A 19,100-nucleotide genomic window follows, 5' to 3' on the forward strand; every position below is an offset into this window, starting at 1 on the left:
CGCGGCACACGTTCTCTGACCTAGACCTCGACCCAGGCGGCCGTGCCGAGGACCCGGCTGAGCTGCTCCAGCTGGGTGGCGAAGGTGGTCGGCGCGGCGTGCAGGGCCCCCGGGAGACCATCCGCACCGCCCAGCGGTGGCCGGGCGCGACGTTGTAGATGCGGTGGATCACCAGAGAGCCGCGCGGATCCGGCTCCACCGTGGTCACCCCGCGGTACCACCATTCACCCTGTTGGGTCACCGAGCGGGCGGTGCGGTCGACGGTCACGGTGATCCGGCTGCCCTCCCGGATCACGGTGAACACGTCACCGTCGGCGGGGCCGGCCCCATCGACGGTGCCGGCCGGCGCGATCGGGGACCGGCCACCCGGGCGGACGTCCAGCAGGACCTCGGCGACCACGTCCGGGGCAGCCTCCACCACCCCTCGCAGCTCCAGCAACTCCGTCATGACTCAATTCCTACCCGGCGGTGTCCAGCGGCCTCCGCGGGCCACCGTAGGCTTCGGGTCATGGCAGATGGACTTCTCGGCCCGGCGGAGATCCGGGAACTGGCCGCGCGCCTCGGCGTCGCGCCGACCAAGAAGCTCGGCCAGAACTTCCTGCACGACCCGAACACCATCCGGCGCATCGTCGGCGCGGCCGGGCTACGGGCCGACGACGTGGCGCTGGAGGTCGGTCCGGGCCTGGGCTCGCTGACTCTGGGCCTGGCCGGGGCGGCGCGGCACGTGCACGCGGTGGAGATCGATCCGACGCTGGCGAAGGCGCTGCCGGAGACGGTGACCGCGCCGCACCTGACGGTGCATCCGGCGGACGCGATGCGGGTGACCGCCGATCGGTTCGATCCGGCGCCGACGATGCTGGTGGCGAACCTGCCGTACAACGTCGCCGTCCCGGTGGTCCTGCATCTGCTGGCCGAGCTGCCCACCCTGCGCGGTGGCCTGGTGATGGTGCAGAAGGAGGTCGCCGACCGGCTCACCGCAGGCCCGGGCTCCAAGGTGTACGGCGTGCCCTCGGTCAAGCTGGCGTGGTACGCGGAGGCCAGGCCGGCCGGCAAGGTCCCGCCCGCGGTGTTCTGGCCGGTGCCCAACGTGGATTCCGGCCTGGTCGCGTTCACGCTGCGCGAACCACCCGCCGGTGCCGACCGCGCCGACGTGTTCCGGGTGGTGGACGCGGCGTTCGCCCAGCGGCGCAAGACCTTGCGGGCGGCGCTGGCCGGCTGGGCCGGTGGCCCGGACCGGGCGGAGTCGGTGCTGCGTGCGGCCGGGGTCAGCCCGCAGGCCCGGGGCGAGGCCCTGACCGTGGGCGAGTTCGCCGCCATCGCGGCGGCGGCGAAACTGTCAGGACCCGGCGGTAAGCTCACCCCGTCCGGCACAGAGCTCGAGGAAGTGGACTCATGACAGCCGAACCGTTGGGCGATCCGTTCGAGATCCGGGACATCGCTCCGTGACGGAGGCCTGGGGGCCGGACGACGACGAGCCCCGTCCGCATCGTGGCCCGGTCAAGGTCCGCGTCCCAGCGAAGATCAACCTGCATCTCGGGGTGGGTCCGCTGCGGCCGGACGGCTTCCACGAGCTGAACACCGTCTATCACGCGATCAGCCTCTTCGACGAGCTCACCGCCCGCCGCGGCGACACCCTCACGCTGACCATGGAGGGAGAGGGCACCGGCGAGCTGGAGCTGGACGAGTCGAACCTGATCATCCGGGCCGCCCGGGCGCTGGCCGCCCGCGCCCGGGTGCCCGCCTACGCCCGCCTGCACCTGCGCAAGAGCATCCCGCTCGCCGGTGGCCTGGCCGGTGGCAGCGCCGACGCGGCGGCCACCCTGATCGCCTGCGACCTGCTCTGGGGCCTCGGCATGTCCCGGGAGGACCTGGCCGAGGTGGGTGCCGAGCTGGGCTCGGACATCCCGTTCCTGCTGCACGGCGGCACCGCCCTGGGCACCGGGCACGGTGAGGCGGTCAGCCCGATCCTGGCCCGGCCGACCACCTGGCACTGGGTGGTGGCGATCGCCGACGGCGGGCTGTCCACCCCGGCGGTCTACCGCGAGCTGGACCGGCTGCGGGACGACTCCTGGCCGCCCACCCCGCTGGGTGGCCCGGACCAGCTGATGGCCGCCCTGCGCCAGCGGAACCCGGAGGTGCTCGGCGCGGCGCTCGGCAACGATCTCCAGCCGGCCGCGCTGTCGCTGCGCCCGCAGCTCGCCGACGTGCTCAAAGCGGGACACGAGGCGGGCGCGATCACCGGGATCGTCTCCGGCTCCGGACCGACCTGTGTCTTCCTGGCCGCCGACGCGGCACACGCGCAGGAGGTGGCGGCCGGCCTGACCGCGGCGAAGGTGTGCCGGGCGGCGGTCACCGCCCGCGGGCCGCAGCCGGGCGCGCGGGTAATCTAGGGGCATCGTGGCAAACATCATCAACCTGGACCGGGTCAGCAAGGGTTATGGAGCTGCCGGTCAGCTGCTCACCGACGTGTCTCTGGGGCTGGACGACGACGCCCGCATCGGCATCGTGGGTCTCAACGGCGCAGGCAAATCGACCCTTCTCCGCATGCTCGCCAAGACCGAGGAGCCGGATTCCGGCCGGGTCACGCACCGTCGTGACCTGCGTGTCGCGTCGCTGCCCCAGGCGCTGAACCTGGCGGGTGACGCCACCGTCCGGGACGTGGTGCTCGGCACCGCCTGGCTCGCCGAGGGCATGGGCGCCGAGCACGAGTGGGCCGGTGACGCCGGGGTGCGCACCATCCTCGACGGTCTCGGCATGGGCCACCTGGGCCTGGACACGCCGGTCGGCCCGATGTCCGGTGGCGAGCGCCGCCGGGTCGCGCTGGCCGCGCTGCTGGTCCGGGAGAGCGATCTGCTGATCCTCGACGAGCCCACCAACCATCTGGACGTGGCCGGTGTCGACTGGCTGGCCAAGCACCTGCTGACCCGCCGGGGCGCGCTGCTGGTGGTCACCCACGACCGCTGGTTCCTGGACGCGGTCTGCACCATGACCTGGGAGGTCGTGGACGAGCAGGTGCACAGCTACGAGGGTGGTTACGCCGCCTGGATCCTGGCCCGTGCCGAGCGTCAGCGGATCGCCGCCTCGATCGAGGCCCGCCGGCAGAACCTGCTGCGCAAGGAGATCGCCTGGCTGCGCCGGGGCCCGCCGGCCCGGACGTCGAAGCCGAAGTTCCGGATCGACGCGGCCAACGAGCTGATCGCCGACGTGCCGCCGGTCCGTGACCAGGTCAGCCTGCAGCGGCTGGCGACCACCCGGCTCGGCAAGCAGGTCTACGACCTGGAGTCGATCGATCTGAAGGCCGGCCCGAAGCAGATCTTCCAGGATCTGACCTGGCAGGTCGGCCCGGGTGACCGGATCGCGATCCTGGGTGCCAACGGGGCCGGCAAGACCACCCTGCTGCGTCTGCTGGCCGGGGTCACCACCCCGGACGGCGGCCGCCTGGTCACCGGTTCGACGGTGCGGCCCGCCTTCCTCTCCCAGGAGCTGAAGGAGCTGCCCGGCCACCTGCGCCTGCTGGAGGCGGTGGAGGAGGTCGCCAAGCGGGTCAAGCTCGGCGACCGGGAGCTGTCCGCCGGTCAGCTGGCCGAGGTGTTCGGCTTCACCGACAAGCGGATCTGGACGCCGGTCAGCGACCTGTCCGGTGGTGAGCGGCGCCGGCTGCAGATGCTGCGCCTGCTGGCCACCGAGCCCAACGTGCTGCTGCTCGACGAGCCGACCAACGACCTGGACACCGACACCCTGGCCTCGCTGGAGGACCTGCTCGACTCGTGGCCGGGCACGATGGTGGTGGCCAGCCACGACCGTTACCTCGTGGAGCGGGTCACCGACAAGGTCTTCGGCATGTTCGGCGACAGCCGGATGGTGCACCTGCCCGGTGGCATCGACGAGTATCTGGAGCGTGTCGCGGCACCCGGCGCCCCGGCCGTACCCAATCGGGGGTCGTCTCCGCAAGCGGCGCCGGCCGCGACCGGTCTGTCCTCCGGTGAGCTGCGCCAGGCGAAGAAGGACCTGGCGAAGCTGGAACGGCAGATGAGCAAGCTGACCGAGAAGGAAGCCAAGATCAACGAGAGCTTGGCGACGCACGGCAGCGATTACGACAAACTGGTCGAGCTGGAGGGTCAGCTCAAGGCGGTCAAGCAGGAGATCGCCGAGGTCGAGGAGTCCTGGCTGCTGCTCGCCGAGCAGGTGTCCGAAAGCTGATCCGGGGGGTGTGCCTGCGCCGCTTGTCGGGGATACGCGAGAATCAGCGTGCAGACACCTGACCTTGGAGACGGAACCATGGCGCACACCCCGGTCAATCACCCGCTTCGGCCGATCTACCGGATCGTCGGCTTCATCACCGGTGCGTACCTGGTGGCGTTCGGGATCATCGGGTTCATCTCGACGTCCGGTGAGACGTTCACCGGCCCCGGTGCCCGGGCGCTCGGCCAGGGCAGCAACCTGCTGTGGTCGATCGTCGTGCTGGCGATCGGCGGCCTGGTGCTGCTCGGCACCGCGGTCGGCAAGAACATCGACGTCCTCATCGACCAGTACCTGGGCTGGGGCCTGCTGGTGCTGGGCTCCTACTCGCTGTGCGTGCTGCGTACCGACGAGGTGAACTTCTTCGGTCACACCATGTCGACGGTGATCGTCACCTACCTGGTCGGCCTGCTGCTGATCACGGTCAGCCTGTACAGCAAGTCCGCCCCGCAGTCGAAGGCGGGCGCGCCCCGTCAGGTGCGCGAGGGCCGGACCGCCTGAGGTCTTCGCCGCCCGCCGGGTCCACTCACCGGACCCGGCGGGTCTGCAGTCCCGGTTTCGGTTCGAGATGCGACAGACCGTTCCACGCCAGGTTGACCAGCTGGGCGGCGACCATCTCCTTCTTGGGCTTGCGCGACTCGCGCCACCACTGCCCGACCAGCGCCACCATCCCGACCAGCGCCTGTGAGTAGAGCTCGGCGAACTTCGGGTCCAGCCCGCGGCTCTTGAACTCGGCGCCGAGGATGTGCTCGGCCTGATGCGCCACATCGTTCATCACGCTGGAGAAACTGCCCGACGCCGACAGCAGCGGCGAGTTGCGGGTCAGGACCTGGAAGCCGTGCGGCTCCTCGTCGATGTAGTCCAGCAGCGCCAGCGTCGCCTGCTCCAGCAGCTCCCGGGGATGTCCCGCGGTGAGCGCCGTCGTTATCCGGTCCAGCAGGGCCCGCACCTCACGGTCGACGACCACGGCGTAGAGACCCTCCTTACCGCCGAAGTGCTCGTAGACCACCGGCTTGGACACCTTCGCCCGGGCCGCCACCTCCTCGACGCTGGTGGCGTCGAAACCCCGCTCGGCGAACAGCTGACGGCCGACCGTGATCAGCTGCTCGCGGCGCTGGGCGGCCGGCATCCGGACCCGTGGCGCCGTCGTCCGCTGCTGCCTGCCACTGCTGTCGCCCTGCTCCGTCACCCGGTCATCCTGCCATCGGGGGCGGTCGTCATCCGACCGACATAACCGCTTATCGCGATCGGGAGGAGGGACGCTAGTCTGTCCCCAGCAGCTTTCGGCCGTGGTGTAATTGGCAACACCTCTGGTTTTGGTCCAGATGTTCCGGGTTCGAGTCCTGGCGGCCGAGCAATTTCTGTGGTGAGCCCCGATGGCTGCGGGTGGGATGACACCACCCACGCACTACGCCGATGCGATCGATGGAGATTTCGCGTGAGCCAGGCCCCCAGTCGTACTGTCGTCGTCCTCGCCGCCGGTGAGGGCAAGCGGATGCGTTCCGCGACCCCCAAGGTGCTCCAGCCGCTGCTCGGGCGCACCCTGCTCGGGCACGTGCTGCACGTCGCTTCGGAGATCCACACCGACCGCACGGTGGTCGTCGTCGGGCACAAGGCCGACCAGGTCGGCGCGTTCCTGGCCGAGGTCGCGCCGGAGGCCACCCCGGTGCTGCAGGCCGAGCAGAACGGGACCGGCCACGCGGTGCGCATCGCGCTGGACGCCGCCCCCGATCTGACCGGCACCGTGGTGGTGCTCAGCGGTGACGTGCCGCTGCTGCGCCCGGAGACGGTGGAGGCGCTGCTCGCCACGCACGAGAAGGCGGGCGCCGCGGCCACCGTGCTGAGCGCCGAGGTGGCGGCGCCGGGCGGGCTGGGCCGGATCGTCCGGGGCGCCGACGGCAACCTGGAGCGGATCGTCGAGGCCAAGGACGCCAGCGACGCCGAGCGCCGGATCCGTGAGATCAACTCGGGGATCTACGCGTTCGACGCGGTGCTGCTGCGCGAGGCGCTGGGCAAGCTGTCCACCGACAACGCGCAGGGCGAGGAGTACCTGACCGACGTCTTCGCGATCCTGGCCGCTCAGGGGCACCCGGTGGCGATCGAGGTGGCCGAGTTCGCGCACGAGACGCTGGGCTGCAACGACCGGGCCGAGCTGGCCGCGCTGCGGGTGCTGATGCGCGATCGGGTGAACGAGGGCTGGATGCGGTCCGGTGTGCTGCTGCTCGACCCGGCGACCACCTGGATCGACGTGACCGCCACGCTGGAGCCGGACGCGGTGGTCGACCAGAACTCGCAGATCCTGGGCACCAGCTCGGTGGCGACGGGTGCGGTGATCGGGCCGGACACCACCCTGATCGACACCACCGTCGGCGCGGGTGCCACCGTGTTGCGGACCCACTCGATCGGGGCACTGGTGGGGCCGTCGGCGACCGTCGGCCCGTTCTCCTACCTGCGCCCCGGCACCAGGCTGGGCCGCAAGGCGAAGATCGGTGGCTTCGTCGAAGCGAAGAACGCCGAGCTGGGTGACGGCGCCAAGGTGCCGCATCTGACCTATGTGGGTGACGCCACGATCGGGGCGAAGGCCAACATCGGCGCCGGCACGATCTTCGCCAACTATGACGGGGTGAACAAGCATCACACGACGGTGGGCGAGGCGGCCTTCGTCGGCTCGGACTCGGTGCTGATCGCGCCGGTCGAGATCGGCCCCGGGGCGTACGTCGCGGCCGGCAGCGCCGTCCAGAAGAACGTCGGGGCCGGTGAGCTCGGTGTGACCCGTGCCCAGCAGCGCAACATCGAGGGCTGGGTCGAGCGTAAACGCGCTGGCACGGCCTCCGCCGAAGCCGCCGCGAAGGCTGCAAATATCACCCCTGAGCAGGACTGATCCAGCGGGGGTGAGGCATGCCACCCAGGGCCCTCGAAACGTGGCGGTTACGTTCCCGCAAGGGATACTTCACTGCGAACCCACCCTCTGATCAACGGGAGCAGCGAGCCGATGGGCAGCATCGTCGCGGAGAACCGTAAGAGTCTGATGCTTTTCTCCGGCCGGGGCTTTCCCGAGCTGGCTGAGGAGATCGGCCAGGTGCTCGGCGTGGCGCCGACGCCGTCGGATTCCTATGAGTTCGCCAACGGGGAGATATTCGTCCGGTTCAAGGACTCGGTGCGGGGCTCGGACGCGTTCGTCGTCCAGTCCATCACCGAGGGGGTGAACCGGTGGGTCATGGAGACCCTGATCATGATCGACGCGCTGAAGCGGGGGTCGGCCAAGCGGATCACCGTGGTGCTGCCGTTCTACCCGTATTCGCGGCAGGACAAGAAGCACCGCGGCCGGGAGCCGATCTCCGCGCGCCTGGTGGCCGACCTGCTGAAGACCGCGGGCGCCAACCGCATCCTCACCGTCGACCTGCACACCGCGCAGATCCAGGGCTTCTTCGACGGCCCGGTGGATCACCTGTTCGCGATGGACATCCTGGCCGACTACGTGCAGCGGAAATATGCCGGCCGTCCGATGACCGTGGTGGCCCCCGACTCGGGCCGGGTCCGGGTGGCGGAGCGCTGGACCGACCGGCTGGGCGGCTGCCCGCTGGCCTTCATCCACAAGACCCGTGACCCGCTGAAGCCGAACCAGGTGGTGGCGAACCGGGTGGTCGGCGAGGTCGAGGGCCGGGTCTGCCTGATCGTCGACGACATGATCGACACCGGTGGCACGATCGCCAAGGCCGCGGACATCCTGTTCGAGGAGGGCGCCGCGGACGTGATCGTGGCGTCCACCCACGCGCTGCTCTCCGACCCGGCCACCGAAAGGCTGAAGAACAGCCGGATCAGCGAGCTGGTGGTGACCAACACCCTGCCGCTCTCGCCGGACAAGCACCTCGACAAGATCACTGTGCTGTCCATCGCCCCGCTGCTGGCCCGGGCGATCCGTGAGGTGTTCGACGACGGTTCGGTGACCACCCTGTTCGGTGGCCTGAGCTAACCGCATCACCCGCCCCACTGGTGCAACTTGCATCAGTGGGGTGCTTTTTTCGCAGGCGTCGCCACCCGGGCGGACCCGCTGACCGATGCACGATCGTGGCAGGTAAGCTAGTGCGGTTGCCACGGCGAGGGTGCTTCGTGGGCTGTTGAGGTTCGCAGCCCGCTCGAGGCGCCGTCATCGACGCGGTGCTCCGGGCCTGTGCCCAGCGCGCCCCCTTGCCCGGCAGCGCCTAGATTCACCGCCGCCGTCGAAGGCCGAGCGCCGTCGAAGGTCACCACCGCAGCACTGCCGGATACCGCAGCCGCAGACTTACGCCGCAGCCCGCATCGAAGAGTTTCAGGAGTTTCCCCGTGTCCGAGGTAAAGATCAGCGCCGAGCCCCGCACCGAGTTCGGCAAGGGTGGTGCTCGCCGCACGCGCCGGGCCGGCCTTGTGCCTGCCGTGCTGTACGGCCACGGCGAGAAGCCGCAGCACGTCGCCCTCCCGGCCCGTGAGTTCGCCGCCGCCATCCGCAAGGGTGGCATCAACCAGATCTTCACGATCGACATCGCCGGCAACGACGCCGCCACCCTGGCGCTGCCGAAGGCGATCCAGCGCGACCCGATCAAGGACACGTTCGAGCACGTGGACCTGCTGATCGTGAAGCGCGGCGAGAAGGTCCAGGTCGAGATCCCGGTCACCCTGACCGGTGAGGCCGCCAAGAACACCCTGATCGTGCACGAGTCGAACACGGTCGCCGTGGTCGCCGAGGCGCTGCACCTCCCGTCCGAGCTGGAGGTGTCGATCGACGGTCTCGAGGCCGGCTCGCACATCACCGCCGGCGACGTGAAGCTGCCGAAGGGCGTCGAGCTCGCGGTGGACGCCGAGACGGTGCTCGCGGTCATCAACGCCGCGCAGTCGAACGAGGAGGCCCCGGCCGAGGGCGAGGCCACCGAGGGCGACAGCGCGGAGTAATTTCAGTCGCGCAGCAGCGGTAAGCCAGGTATCAGGGAAAGTGCCGTCCGGCACTTTCCCTGATGTGTATGTGGAGGCGAAAAGGTGAGCGACGAGGCGCCCTGGCTGGTCGTCGGCCTGGGCAACCCGGGCAAGGAGTACGCCGGCAACCGGCACAACGTGGGCTTCATGGTGGCCGACCTGCTGGCCTCCCGGACCGGCGGGAAGTTCGGCCGGGCCAAGCGGGCGCAGACCGAGGTGGCCGAGGGCCGGCTAGGGTTCGGCGGCCCGAAGCTGATCCTGTTGAAGCCGCTGACCTACATGAACCTGTCCGGGGCGCCGGTGGTGGCGCTGGCGCAGTTCTTCAAAGTGCCGGTGGCTCAGGTGATCGCCGTGCATGATGAGCTGGATGTGCCGTTCGGGCAGGTCCGTGCCAAACGAGGCGGCGGTGAGGGCGGCCACAACGGACTCCGGTCCATGTCGAAGTCGTTGGCCAGTAAGGAGTACGCCCGGGTGCGGTTCGGGATCGGGCGGCCACCGGGCCGTCAGGAGCCGGCGGACTATGTGCTCTCCGACTTCGCCGCGGCCGAGCGCAAGGAGCTGGACTTCCTGATCGACCGGGCGGCCGACGTGACCGAGGCGATCGTCCAGGAGGGCGTCGAGTGGGCGCAGAACCGCTACCACGGGGTCTGATCCGTCCCCCGGCGTGACGCCTCCACCGTCCGTGCGTTGGTCACACGGACGCCCGGATCCGGTGCGTCGGCTGACGTGACGGGAGGGTTCGAGGATGTCGCAGGACGTGTCCGAGGATCGGGCGGACGCGTTCACCGAACCCACGGTGACCCTGCCGGTGGTCCACCCGGACCGGTCCGAGCCGCCACCCGGGTTCGGCACGGCGAACCATCCGCCCGCCAACCGGGGTCCACAGCGGCCGGCGGTCCGGCACAGCGGCCGGAACAGCCGGATCCCGGGCCCGGCCGCGGGCACCGAGAACGCCCCGCCGCGCGGTGTGCTCGGCGAGCCGTCCCGTAATCAGGCGGCCGACCGGTTCTCGCCGGCCCGGAACCGGTCGTCGGCGGCCCGCCCGGCGACCCGGCCGTTCATCCGCGCCCGGGGCCGGCACGCGGCGATGTCGCGCCGGCAGGACTGGGAGCGCCGCTACGTGCGGGCGCTCGTCCTCGCCGATCTGACCGCCGGGACGGTGGCCGGCGCGGGCATCTTCGTCACCCGGTTCGGGGAGACGGTCACCGACTGGAACCGCACCTATCTGATCTGGTCGGCGTTGCTGCCGGTGGTGCTGCTGCTGGTGCTGGTGGCCTGCCGGGCGTACGAACGCCGTTATCTCTTCGTCGGCTCGGACGAGTACCAGCGTGTGCTGCGCGGCGGGGCCGGGCTGATCGGCACGGCGGCGGTGGTGTCGTACGCCCTGAATCTGGACCTCGCCCGGTCGTACGTCCTGGTCGCCTTTCCGCTGGCGATCGCCGCGATCGTGGTGTTGCGGTTCGCTCTGCGCAAGCGCCTGCACCGGGCCCGGTCCCGGGGCGAGAACCTCCGACGGGTGATCGTGGTCGGCCACGAGCTGTCGGTGATCGGGATCGCCCGGCAGCTGCGCCGGGAGCGGTACCACGGTCTGGAGGTGGTCGGCGCCTGCCTGCCGCCGCAGGCCGACGGGATAGGGGTCACCGATCTTCCGGTGTACGGCACCTTCGACGACGTGGCGGCCGCGGTGGAGCAGGCCGACGCCGACACCGTGGTCGTGCTGAGCTGCCCGGAGCTGGACGGCGCGGCGGTGCGCCGGCTGGCCTGGCGGCTGGAGCGCGACGAGGTGGACCTGGTGGTGGCCAGCGCGCTGGTCGACGTGGCCGGTGCGCGGACCACGATCCGCCCGTTCGACGGCCTCCCGATGCTGCACGTCGAACATCCCCGGCTGCACGGTGGATCGCGTCTGGTGAAAGAGCTGGTCGATCGGGTCGGAGCGTTCCTTCTGCTGATCCTTTTCGGCCCGGTGCTCTTGACCGTGGCGCTCTGCGTGGGCCTCACCTCACGTGGCCCGGTACTCTTTCGCCAAGTACGCGTGGGACGTGACGGCCGATTGTTCCGGATCTTCAAGTTCCGCAGTATGTACGTCGACGCCGAGGCCCGGTTGTCCGAGCTGAGGCACCTCAACGAGCACGACGGTGTGCTCTTCAAAATCCGCGACGACCCGCGTGTCACCCCGGTCGGGCGCTGGTTGCGCCGGCTCTCCCTGGACGAGCTGCCGCAGCTGCTCAACGTCCTCTCGGGGCGGATGTCGCTGGTCGGTCCCAGGCCGCCGTTGCCGACCGAGGTGGCCGCCTACGCCGACGACGTGCGGCGCCGGCTGGCCGTCAAGCCGGGGATGACCGGTCTCTGGCAGGTGTCGGGGCGGTCGGACCTCTCCTGGGAGGAGGCGGTCCGGCTCGACCTGCGCTATGTGGAGAACTGGTCGCTGAGCCTGGATCTGGTGATCCTGCTCAGGACGCTGACCGCGGTGGTGCGGTCGTCGGGGGCGTACTAGAGGACGAACGAAGGAGCGAGACGATGAGCGAGCAGACGAAGCCGTCGGCACGCATGGCGGGGGCACCGGGCCTTCTCGGCCCGGATCAGCTGGTGGGCGGCACCCCGCCGGTCAACGACTCCGCCTTCGCCCGCTGGCTCGCCGACCGCGCCGGGCAGATCCTTCTTCAGGTCCGCGCCGAGACCGGCCACTCCGACGGCAAGGCGCTCAAGGCGGCCGGCGACCAGGCCGCGCACGAGCTGCTGCGCGCCGAGCTGGCCCGGTGGCGGCCGGCCGACGCGGTGCTCTCCGAGGAGGACGAGCAGTCCCGGGTGGCGTGGACCGAGGAGACCCGGGCCGAGGGCGGCAGCCGCCCGGACCGGCTGGACGCCAGCCGGGTCTGGATCGTCGACCCGCTGGACGGCACCCGCGAGTTCTCCGAGGAGGGCCGGGACGACTGGGCCGTGCACGTGGCGCTCTGGACCGCCGACTCGTCGGCGCCGGCCCGGCTGACCGCGGGCGCGGTGGCCATGCCGGCCCGGCACTGCACGCTGGCCACCGATCACGCGCCGGCCTACCCGCCGATGCCGCTGGAGTCGGCCACCGGCGGGGCGATCCGGATCGCGGCGAGCCGGACCCGCCCGCCGGCCTTCGTCACCGCGCTGGCCGAGGAGATCGGCGCCGAACTGGTCCCGATGGGCTCGGCCGGGGTGAAGATCGCCGCGGTGATCAACGGCGAGGCGGACGCCTACGTGCACGCGGGCGGCCAGTTCGAGTGGGACTCCGCGGCACCGGTCGCCGTGGCGCTGGCCACCGGCCTGCACGCGAGCCGGATCGACGGCACGCCACTGGCGTACAACCAGGCCGATCCGAAGCTGCCGGACCTGGTGGTCTGTCGTAAAGATCTCGCTCCTCGGTTGCTTGCTGCGTTGCAGAGGCATCTTCCGCCACAATGACGTCTGCCCTGCCCGGCCGACACACCGGAGAAAGGTCCTGGGGAGAGAACCCATGAGCCAGACGAAGCCCTATCGCGTATCGCATCTGGATGCCCTCGAGGCGGAGAGCATCTTCGTGATGCGGGAGGTGATGGCCGAGTTCGAGCGCCCCGTGCTGCTCTTCTCCGGCGGCAAGGACTCGATCGTGATGCTGCGCCTCGCGGAGAAGGCGTTCGCGCCGGCGCGCATCCCGTTCCCGGTCATGCACGTCGACACCGGCCACAACTTCCCCGAGGTGCTGGAGTACCGCGACACCCGGGTCGCCACCCTCGGCCTGAACCTGGTGGTCGCCAGCGTTCAGGAGGCGATCGACACCGGCCTGGTCCGCGAGCTGCCGGACGGCACCCGCAACCGGATCCAGACCCCGGTGCTGCTCGCCGCCGTGGAGAAGTACCGGTTCGACGCCCTGTTCGGCGGCGCCCGCCGGGACGAGGAGAAGGCCCGCGCCAAGGAGCGGATGTTCAGCTTCCGCGACGAGTTCGGCCAGTGGGACCCGAAGAACCAGCGTCCCGAGCTGTGGTCGCTCTACAACGGCCGGCACCACCGCGGCGAGTCGATCCGGGTGTTCCCGCTCTCCAACTGGACCGAGCTGGACGTCTGGCACTACATCGCCAAGGAGAACATCCCGCTGCCGAGCATCTACTACGCCCACGACCGTGAGGTCGTCGAGCGCAACGGGATGTTCTACGCGGTCAACGAGTTCATCCGGCTGCGGGACGGCGAGACCTCCGAGGTCCGCCGGGTGCGGTACCGCACCGTCGGCGACGCGTCGCAGACGGCGGCCGTGCTCTCCGAGGCGGACACCGTGGAGAAGGTGATCGACGAGGTCGCCGCGACCCGGATCACCGAGCGTGGCGCGACCCGTGGTGACGACAGGGTCAGCGAGGCCGCGATGGAAGACCGCAAGCGAGAGGGTTACTTCTGATGAGCCAGGCAGTTCTCGAGCCCGACACCGCTCGTGGCATGGACCTGCTGCGGTTCGCCACCGCCGGAAGCGTCGACGACGGCAAGTCCACGCTGATCGGCCGGCTGTTGTACGACACCAAGACGATCTTCGAGGACCAGCTCGAAGCCGTCGAGACGGCCAGCGCCTCCCGTGGCGACGAGTACACCAACCTCGCGCTGCTGACCGACGGCCTGCGGGCCGAGCGGGAGCAGGGCATCACCATCGACGTGGCGTACCGCTACTTCGCCACGCCGCGGCGCAAGTTCATCATCGCCGACACCCCCGGGCACATCCAGTACACCCGGAACATGGTGACCGGCGCGTCCACCGCGGACCTGGCGCTGATCCTGGTCGACGCCCGCAAGGGCCTGGTCGAGCAGTCCCGCCGGCACGCCTTCCTGACCAGCCTGCTGCGGGTGCCGCACCTGGTCCTGTGCGTGAACAAGATGGACCTGGTGGACTGGGACCAGGAGGTGTTCGAGAGGATCGCCGACGAGTTCACCTCGTTCGCGGCCAAGCTCGACGCGCCGGACCTGACCATCATCCCGATCTCCGCGCTGAACGGCGACAACATCGCCAGCCGTTCGGAGAACACCCCGTGGTACGAGGGCCCGTCCCTGCTCCACCACCTGGAGCACGTGCACATCGCCAGCGACCGCAACCTGGTCGACGTGCGCTTCCCCGTGCAGTACGTCATCCGCCCCCAGTCCACCACGGTCACCGACTACCGGGGTTACGCCGGTCAGGTGGCCTCCGGCATCCTCAAGCCCGGCGACGACGTGATGGTGCTGCCCTCCGGCATGACCAGCACGATCGCGTCGATCGAGACCGCCGACGGCCCGGTCGACGAGGCGTTCCCGCCGATGTCGGTGACGGTCCGGCTCCAGGACGAGATCGACATCTCCCGCGGTGACCTGATCTGCCGGCCGAACAACGCGCCGGCCGTCGCCCAGGACATCGAGGCGATGATCTGCTGGATGGACGAGACGGCCCCGCTGCGGATCGGCGGCAAGTACACGATCAAGCACACCACCCGGACCGCCCGGACCGTGGTGCGTGGCCTGCAGTACCGGCTCGACGTGAACACGCTGCACCGGGACGAGGCCGCCGGCGAGCTGAAGCTGAACGAGATCGGCCGGGTCAAGCTGCGCACCACGGTGCCGCTGCTGGCCGACGAGTACCGGCGGAACCGGACCACCGGCGGGTTCATCCTGATCGACGAGAGCACCAACCGTACGGTCGGCGCCGGCATGATCATCGAGGCCCGCTGAGGCTTCCTGTGCCGATCCGCGGCTCGAATCGAGCCGCGGATCGCCACACCGGCCTCAGGGCCTGATCGTCGCCCAGACGACCTTGCCGGTCTCGGCCGGCACGGCGCCCCACAGGGTGGCCGCCTCCTGAACCGTCCGCAGCCCGCGGCCCCGCTCGTCGAGCGGCAGGTCCGGGCGTGGGCGGGACGGCCGCATCACCCGGGGCAGCCGCGGGTTGCCGTCGGCCACCGACAGGTGCAGGCCGGATCCGCGCCGGCTCACCACCACCCGGATCTCGGTGCCGGCGTGCTCGACCGCGTTGGTCACCAGCTCGGAGACCACCAGCCGGCTGCGGTGCAGCAGGCCGGCCATCCCCCAGGACAGGCACGCGTCGCTGACCAGGTTCCGCGCCGTGCAGGGGGCCTCGGTCTCCGGCCGCAGGATCGCGCTCAGCCGCTCGTCGCCGGGGATCCGGCCGGCCAGCGCCACCCGGGCCTGCCGGACCTTCGCGTAGACCGGCAGATGCCGCCCGGCGCACAGCCGCTGCATCCGGTCGGCCAGCGGCATGCCGGGCGGGACACAGATGGCCAGATGCACCGGTGGCTCCAGCCCGGCCGCGAACTGCCGGGCGGTCATCCAGGTGGGAGTGCTCTCGCTGTGCGGGTCGAGCAGCCCGGACAGGTCCACGATGAGGCCGTCCGGATGCTCGGTGAAGCAGCGGCGCAACGTGGTGGCCACACTGAGACGCAACTGCTCGTCCCACGGCCCGCGGACGGTGAGAAGAGAGACCGCGGCGTCGTCGGCGGCGTCGATGTGAACGCTGACACCTCGCTCGGTGTCATCGTGAAGATACGGTGGGCTGACCCCCATGGGCACACGATATCCGCCGCCCGACCGGTGAGCCCGCCGTCTCGCTCGTGCGGGTGATCAGGTGAAAGGCTGACGGCCACCCCGCGATTGAGGTGGCCGTTTCGAGCCTCAGAGCCGCCCGGCTCCGGGACCGGCGGTCGCCACCCAGCTGGTGGGGGCGGTGAAATTCTTCTTCGCGTACGCGTCGGCGACAGCGGTCGCGGTCGCGTCGGCCCGGTCGGCGTCGATCAGCGCCAGCACGCAGCCGCCGAACCCGCCGCCGGTCATCCGGGCGCCGTACGCCCCGGCGGCCAGCGCGGCCTCCACCGCGGTGTCCACCTGATCCACGGTGATCTCGAAGTCGTCGCGCATCGAGGCGTGCGAGGCGGTCAGCAGCGGGCCGATGTCGCGCACCCGGCCGGCCCGCAGCAGCTCGACGGTGTCCAGGACCCGCTGGTTCTCGGTGATGATGTGCCGGGCCCGGCGCTGCAGCACCTCGTCACCGAGCCGGTCCATGGCGCGGTCCAGGTCGGCGACCGCGACGTCGCGCAGCGCCTTCACCCCGAGCGCCTCGGCGGCCGCCTCGCAGCTCTTGCGGCGGGCGCCGTACTCGCCGTCCACGTGCTGGTGCGGCGCGTTGCTGTTGATCACCAGGATGGCCAGGCCCTGACCGGCCAGGTCGAACGGGATCTGCTCGATCTGGTAGCTGCGGCAGTCCAGGAACAGCGCCTGGCCCTCCTGACAGCGGATCGAGGCGGACTGGTCGAGGATCCCGGTGGGCGCTCCGACGTAGACGTTCTCGGCGCGCTGCGCGATGGCCGGCCGGCGCTCCAGCGGCACGTCCAGGCCGCCGAGGTCGATCAGCGCGGTGAGCACCGCCGACTCCAGGGCGGCCGAGGAGGACAGACCGGAGCCGAGCGGGACGTCCGAGGCGAGGGCGATGCGGGCCGGCGGAACCTCGAAGCCGGCGTCCTGAAGGGCCCAGACCACCCCGGCGACGTACGCCCCCCAGCCGGTCACCTCACCCGGCTCGGTGACACCGAACGTGACCGGTTCGGGCGCCAGTGTCGAACAGACCGACCAGGTCCCGTCCGGGGATGGCCCGGCGGCCGCGACGGTGCGCTGCGGCAGGGCGAAGGGCAGCACGAACCCGTCGTTGTAGTCGGTGTGCTCGCCGATCAGGTTGACCCGCCCGGGGGCGGCCCACAGTCCGGCCGGCTCGGTGCCGTACGCCTCGGTGAACGCCGCGACAGCGGCTTCGGGGATGCTCATGCCACATGCTTTCGGTAGAAGGTCCAGGCGTCGCCGATCATGTCCTGGAGGGTGTTCTTCTCCGGGATCCAGCCCAGGTCCTCGCGGGCGCGGGCGGACGAGGCGACCAGGGTGGCCGGGTCGCCGTCGCGCCGCGGGGCGATCTCGGCCGGGATCTCCGCGCCGGTCACCGCGCGGGCCGCCTCGACCACCTCCTTGTTGGAGAAGCCGTTGCCGTTGCCCAGGTTGTAGATCCGGTGCTCGCCGGGGACCGCGGCGTCCAGCGCCAGCAGGTGGGCCCGGGCCAGGTCGGCCACGTGGATGTAGTCGCGCACGCAGGTGCCGTCGGCGGTCGGGTAGTCGTCGCCGAACAGCTGCAGCTTCTCCCGCTTGCCGGCGGCCACCTGGAGGGTGATCGGGATGAGGTGCGTCTCCGGGTCGTGCCGCTCACCGATCTCATGGTCGCCGGTGATGTAGGCGCCGGCCACGTTGAAGTAGCGCAGCGACACCGCGGCCAGCCCGTGTGCGAACGTCTCCGAGGTCAGGGCCAGGTCGAAGGTCAGCTTCGTGGACCCGTACGTGCTGGTCGGGGCCTTGATCGAAGCCTCCGTGATGGGCAGCTCGACCGGGTTGCCGTAGACCGCGGCGGTGGACGAGAAGATCACCCGGGGCACCTTCGCGGCGCGGATCGCGTCCAGCAGGGCGAGTGACTTCACCACGTTCTCGTGCCAGTAGAGCTCCGGCCTGGCCATCGACTCACCGGCCGCGATCAGCCCGGCGAAGTGCAGGACGGCGTCGAACCCGGCCTCCGGGGTGAGCACCCGCGCGGCGTCGGCGATGTCCGCTTCGACGAAGGTGGCGTCCGGGGCGATCGCCTCCCGGAACCCGGTGCGCAGGTTGTCCAGCACGGTCACTTCGTGGCCCGCGTCCAGCAGTAGCCTGCTGGTCACGCTGCCGACATATCCGGCGCCGCCGGTGACGAGCAATTTCACGGCTCAGGCCCTCTCTCTGGTCCAGACGATCCTAGAATTCCCCACAAACGATCAAAGGTCAACAGGTTCGAACATTGCCGAAGCCGGGAGGGGATTCGCGGTACCGGGACCGGGGCTGACACAATGGCGCCCATGTCCGACGTTGCCCGCCGCCCGCGTGTGCTCTCCGGCATCCAGCCGACCGCCGACTCCTTCCACCTCGGCAACTACCTGGGCGCTGTGCGCAACTGGGTGTCGATGCAGGACACGCACGACGCGTTCTACTGCGTGGTCGACCTGCACGCGATCACCATGGGTCATGATCCGGCAGTTCTGCGCAAGCGGAGCCGGATTTCCGCCGCCCAGCTGCTGGCCGCCGGCCTCGACCCGGAGCGCTGCACCCTCTTCGTGCAGTCTCACGTACCCGAGCACGCCCAGCTCGGCTGGGTGCTCAGCTGCATCACCGGGTTCGGCGAGGCCGGCCGGATGGTGCAGTTCAAGGACAAGTCGGCCAAGGCCGGGCAGGACAGCACCACCGTCGGGCTGTTCTCCTACCCGATCCTGCAGGCCGCCGACATCCTGCTCTACCAGGCCGACCAGGTCCCGGTCGGGGAGGACCAGCGGCAGCACCTGGAGCTGACCCGCGACCTGGCGCAGCGCTTCAACACCCGGTTCGGCAAGACCTTCAACATGCCGTCACCGCACATCGTGAAGGACACCGCGAAGATCTACGACCTGCAGGACCCGGCGATCAAGATGTCCAAGTCGGCCTCCACGCCGAACGGCATCATCGAGCTGCTGGAGGACCCGGCCCGTTCGGCCAAGAAGATCAAGTCGGCGGTCACCGACACCGGCCGGGACATCATCTTCGACGAGGTGAACAAGCCGGGCGTCAGCAACCTGCTGACCATCTACGCGGCGCTCACCGACCGGGCCGTCGACGAGCTGATCGAGGCGTACGCCGGGCGGGGTTACGGCGATCTGAAGAAGGACCTGGCCGCGGTGCTCGTCGAGTTCGTCAAGCCGATCCAGGAGCGCACCAAGCTCTACCTGGACGACCCGGCCCAGCTCGACAAGGTGCTCGCGGTCGGCGCCGAGAAGGCCCGTGCGGTCTCCGCTGCCACCCTGGCCCGGGCGTACCAGAACGTGGGCTTCCTGAGCCCGGCCCGCGGAGCCTGA

Annotated in this window: 18 protein-coding genes and 1 tRNA gene; 14 read left to right on the plus strand and 5 right to left on the minus strand. The window is 70.4% G+C overall.

Annotation, left to right across the window (positions count from 1 at the left end):
* Positions 1 to 448 (minus strand): hypothetical protein (locus ACQ0O7_RS06110; RefSeq protein WP_430780763.1); only part of this gene is annotated, 448 nt, incomplete at its 3' end.
* 60 nt (positions 449 to 508) lie between these two features.
* Here ACQ0O7_RS06110 and rsmA point away from each other — a divergent pair.
* The 4 genes from rsmA (at position 509) to ACQ0O7_RS06130 (ending at position 4,740) form a co-directional block, all read left to right on the plus strand.
* Positions 509 to 1,396: a 16S rRNA (adenine(1518)-N(6)/adenine(1519)-N(6))-dimethyltransferase RsmA gene (gene rsmA / locus ACQ0O7_RS06115; protein WP_430780765.1), complete on the plus strand. Its 888-nt coding sequence runs from the start codon at positions 509 to 511 to the stop codon at positions 1,394 to 1,396.
* A gap of 46 nt (positions 1,397 to 1,442) precedes the next feature.
* Positions 1,443 to 2,390 (plus strand): 4-(cytidine 5'-diphospho)-2-C-methyl-D-erythritol kinase, encoded by a 948-nt coding sequence (locus ACQ0O7_RS06120; protein WP_430780766.1) that lies wholly within the window; start codon positions 1,443 to 1,445, stop codon positions 2,388 to 2,390.
* 7 nt (positions 2,391 to 2,397) lie between these two features.
* Positions 2,398 to 4,200, plus strand: a complete 1,803-nt coding sequence (locus ACQ0O7_RS06125; protein WP_430780767.1) for an ABC-F family ATP-binding cassette domain-containing protein — start codon at positions 2,398 to 2,400, stop codon at positions 4,198 to 4,200.
* Positions 4,201 to 4,278: 78 nt separating this feature from the next.
* On the plus strand, positions 4,279 to 4,740 hold the full coding sequence (locus ACQ0O7_RS06130; protein ID WP_430780768.1) for a DUF4383 domain-containing protein: 462 nt from the start codon (positions 4,279 to 4,281) through the stop codon (positions 4,738 to 4,740).
* Between the two features lie 25 nt (positions 4,741 to 4,765).
* Here the strand turns inward: ACQ0O7_RS06130 and ACQ0O7_RS06135 are convergent, their stop codons facing one another.
* Complete coding sequence (locus ACQ0O7_RS06135) at positions 4,766 to 5,368, minus strand: TetR family transcriptional regulator (protein ID WP_430780990.1); 603 nt, start codon at positions 5,366 to 5,368, stop codon at positions 4,766 to 4,768.
* A gap of 154 nt (positions 5,369 to 5,522) precedes the next feature.
* On the opposite strand from ACQ0O7_RS06135, the gene ACQ0O7_RS06140 reads away from it, so the two are divergent.
* The 9 genes from ACQ0O7_RS06140 to cysN all read left to right on the plus strand — a co-directional run bounded on the left by ACQ0O7_RS06140 (position 5,523) and on the right by cysN (position 14,871).
* Positions 5,523 to 5,594: transfer RNA gene (locus ACQ0O7_RS06140), tRNA-Gln, on the plus strand.
* Positions 5,595 to 5,677: 83 nt separating this feature from the next.
* Positions 5,678 to 7,120: a bifunctional UDP-N-acetylglucosamine diphosphorylase/glucosamine-1-phosphate N-acetyltransferase GlmU gene (gene glmU / locus ACQ0O7_RS06145; RefSeq protein ID WP_430780769.1), complete on the plus strand. Its 1,443-nt coding sequence runs from the start codon at positions 5,678 to 5,680 to the stop codon at positions 7,118 to 7,120.
* 111 nt (positions 7,121 to 7,231) lie between these two features.
* Positions 7,232 to 8,212 carry a ribose-phosphate diphosphokinase gene (locus ACQ0O7_RS06150; RefSeq protein WP_430780770.1) on the plus strand — a complete coding sequence of 327 codons (981 nt, stop codon included), beginning with the start codon at positions 7,232 to 7,234 and terminating at the stop codon, positions 8,210 to 8,212.
* A gap of 350 nt (positions 8,213 to 8,562) precedes the next feature.
* Positions 8,563 to 9,165, plus strand: coding sequence for a 50S ribosomal protein L25/general stress protein Ctc (locus ACQ0O7_RS06155; protein ID WP_430780771.1), 603 nt, complete (start codon positions 8,563 to 8,565; stop codon positions 9,163 to 9,165).
* Between the two features lie 84 nt (positions 9,166 to 9,249).
* Positions 9,250 to 9,837, plus strand: coding sequence for an aminoacyl-tRNA hydrolase (pth, locus tag ACQ0O7_RS06160; protein WP_430780772.1), 588 nt, complete (start codon positions 9,250 to 9,252; stop codon positions 9,835 to 9,837).
* Between the two features lie 94 nt (positions 9,838 to 9,931).
* The gene (locus ACQ0O7_RS06165) at positions 9,932 to 11,680 is read left to right on the plus strand and encodes an exopolysaccharide biosynthesis polyprenyl glycosylphosphotransferase (RefSeq protein ID WP_430780773.1); all 1,749 of its coding nucleotides are present in this window, start codon (positions 9,932 to 9,934) and stop codon (positions 11,678 to 11,680) included.
* 53 nt (positions 11,681 to 11,733) lie between these two features.
* Positions 11,734 to 12,615, plus strand: a complete 882-nt coding sequence (locus ACQ0O7_RS06170; protein ID WP_430780991.1) for a 3'(2'),5'-bisphosphate nucleotidase CysQ — start codon at positions 11,734 to 11,736, stop codon at positions 12,613 to 12,615.
* Positions 12,616 to 12,667: 52 nt separating this feature from the next.
* A complete protein-coding gene (gene cysD, locus ACQ0O7_RS06175; RefSeq protein WP_430780774.1) occupies positions 12,668 to 13,579 on the plus strand; it encodes a sulfate adenylyltransferase subunit CysD in 912 nt (303 codons plus the stop codon).
* Positions 13,579 to 14,871 carry a sulfate adenylyltransferase subunit CysN gene (gene cysN, locus ACQ0O7_RS06180; protein ID WP_430780775.1) on the plus strand — a complete coding sequence of 431 codons (1,293 nt, stop codon included), beginning with the start codon at positions 13,579 to 13,581 and terminating at the stop codon, positions 14,869 to 14,871. The genes cysD and cysN overlap by 1 nt, the downstream gene beginning before the upstream one ends.
* Before the next feature lie 54 nt (positions 14,872 to 14,925).
* Here the strand turns inward: cysN and ACQ0O7_RS06185 are convergent, their stop codons facing one another.
* The 3 genes from ACQ0O7_RS06185 to galE all read right to left on the minus strand — a co-directional run bounded on the left by ACQ0O7_RS06185 (position 14,926) and on the right by galE (position 17,942).
* A complete protein-coding gene (locus ACQ0O7_RS06185; protein WP_430780776.1) occupies positions 14,926 to 15,720 on the minus strand; it encodes an ATP-binding protein in 795 nt (264 codons plus the stop codon).
* A gap of 108 nt (positions 15,721 to 15,828) precedes the next feature.
* Positions 15,829 to 16,971, minus strand: coding sequence for a galactokinase (gene galK / locus ACQ0O7_RS06190; RefSeq protein ID WP_430780777.1), 1,143 nt, complete (start codon positions 16,969 to 16,971; stop codon positions 15,829 to 15,831).
* Positions 16,968 to 17,942 (minus strand): UDP-glucose 4-epimerase GalE, encoded by a 975-nt coding sequence (gene galE / locus ACQ0O7_RS06195; RefSeq protein ID WP_430780778.1) that lies wholly within the window; start codon positions 17,940 to 17,942, stop codon positions 16,968 to 16,970. Before galE ends, galK begins: the two co-directional genes overlap by 4 nt.
* 132 nt (positions 17,943 to 18,074) lie before the next feature.
* On the opposite strand from galE, the gene trpS reads away from it, so the two are divergent.
* Complete coding sequence (gene trpS, locus ACQ0O7_RS06200; protein WP_430780779.1) at positions 18,075 to 19,100, plus strand: tryptophan--tRNA ligase; 1,026 nt, start codon at positions 18,075 to 18,077, stop codon at positions 19,098 to 19,100.

Source organism: Actinoplanes sp. G11-F43, from assembly GCF_050589265.1.
Lineage (GTDB): Bacteria > Actinomycetota > Actinomycetes > Mycobacteriales > Micromonosporaceae > Actinoplanes.

What these genes read in the sequence shown, in the direction of transcription:
- ACQ0O7_RS06165 (WP_430780773.1), top strand. Translation starts at nt 9,932, where the DNA reads ATGTCGCAGGACGTGTCCGAGGATCGGGCGGACGCGTTCACCGAACCC.
- ACQ0O7_RS06135 (WP_430780990.1), bottom strand. Translation starts at nt 5,368, where the DNA reads ATGCCGGCCGCCCAGCGCCGCGAGCAGCTGATCACGGTCGGCCGTCAG.
- cysD (WP_430780774.1), top strand. Translation starts at nt 12,668, where the DNA reads ATGAGCCAGACGAAGCCCTATCGCGTATCGCATCTGGATGCCCTCGAG.
- trpS (WP_430780779.1), top strand. Translation starts at nt 18,075, where the DNA reads ATGTCCGACGTTGCCCGCCGCCCGCGTGTGCTCTCCGGCATCCAGCCG.
- ACQ0O7_RS06170 (WP_430780991.1), top strand. Translation starts at nt 11,734, where the DNA reads ATGGCGGGGGCACCGGGCCTTCTCGGCCCGGATCAGCTGGTGGGCGGC.
- ACQ0O7_RS06130 (WP_430780768.1), top strand. Translation starts at nt 4,279, where the DNA reads ATGGCGCACACCCCGGTCAATCACCCGCTTCGGCCGATCTACCGGATC.
- ACQ0O7_RS06150 (WP_430780770.1), top strand. Translation starts at nt 7,232, where the DNA reads ATGGGCAGCATCGTCGCGGAGAACCGTAAGAGTCTGATGCTTTTCTCC.
- rsmA (WP_430780765.1), top strand. Translation starts at nt 509, where the DNA reads ATGGCAGATGGACTTCTCGGCCCGGCGGAGATCCGGGAACTGGCCGCG.
- galK (WP_430780777.1), bottom strand. Translation starts at nt 16,971, where the DNA reads ATGAGCATCCCCGAAGCCGCTGTCGCGGCGTTCACCGAGGCGTACGGC.
- ACQ0O7_RS06185 (WP_430780776.1), bottom strand. Translation starts at nt 15,720, where the DNA reads ATGGGGGTCAGCCCACCGTATCTTCACGATGACACCGAGCGAGGTGTC.
- cysN (WP_430780775.1), top strand. Translation starts at nt 13,579, where the DNA reads ATGAGCCAGGCAGTTCTCGAGCCCGACACCGCTCGTGGCATGGACCTG.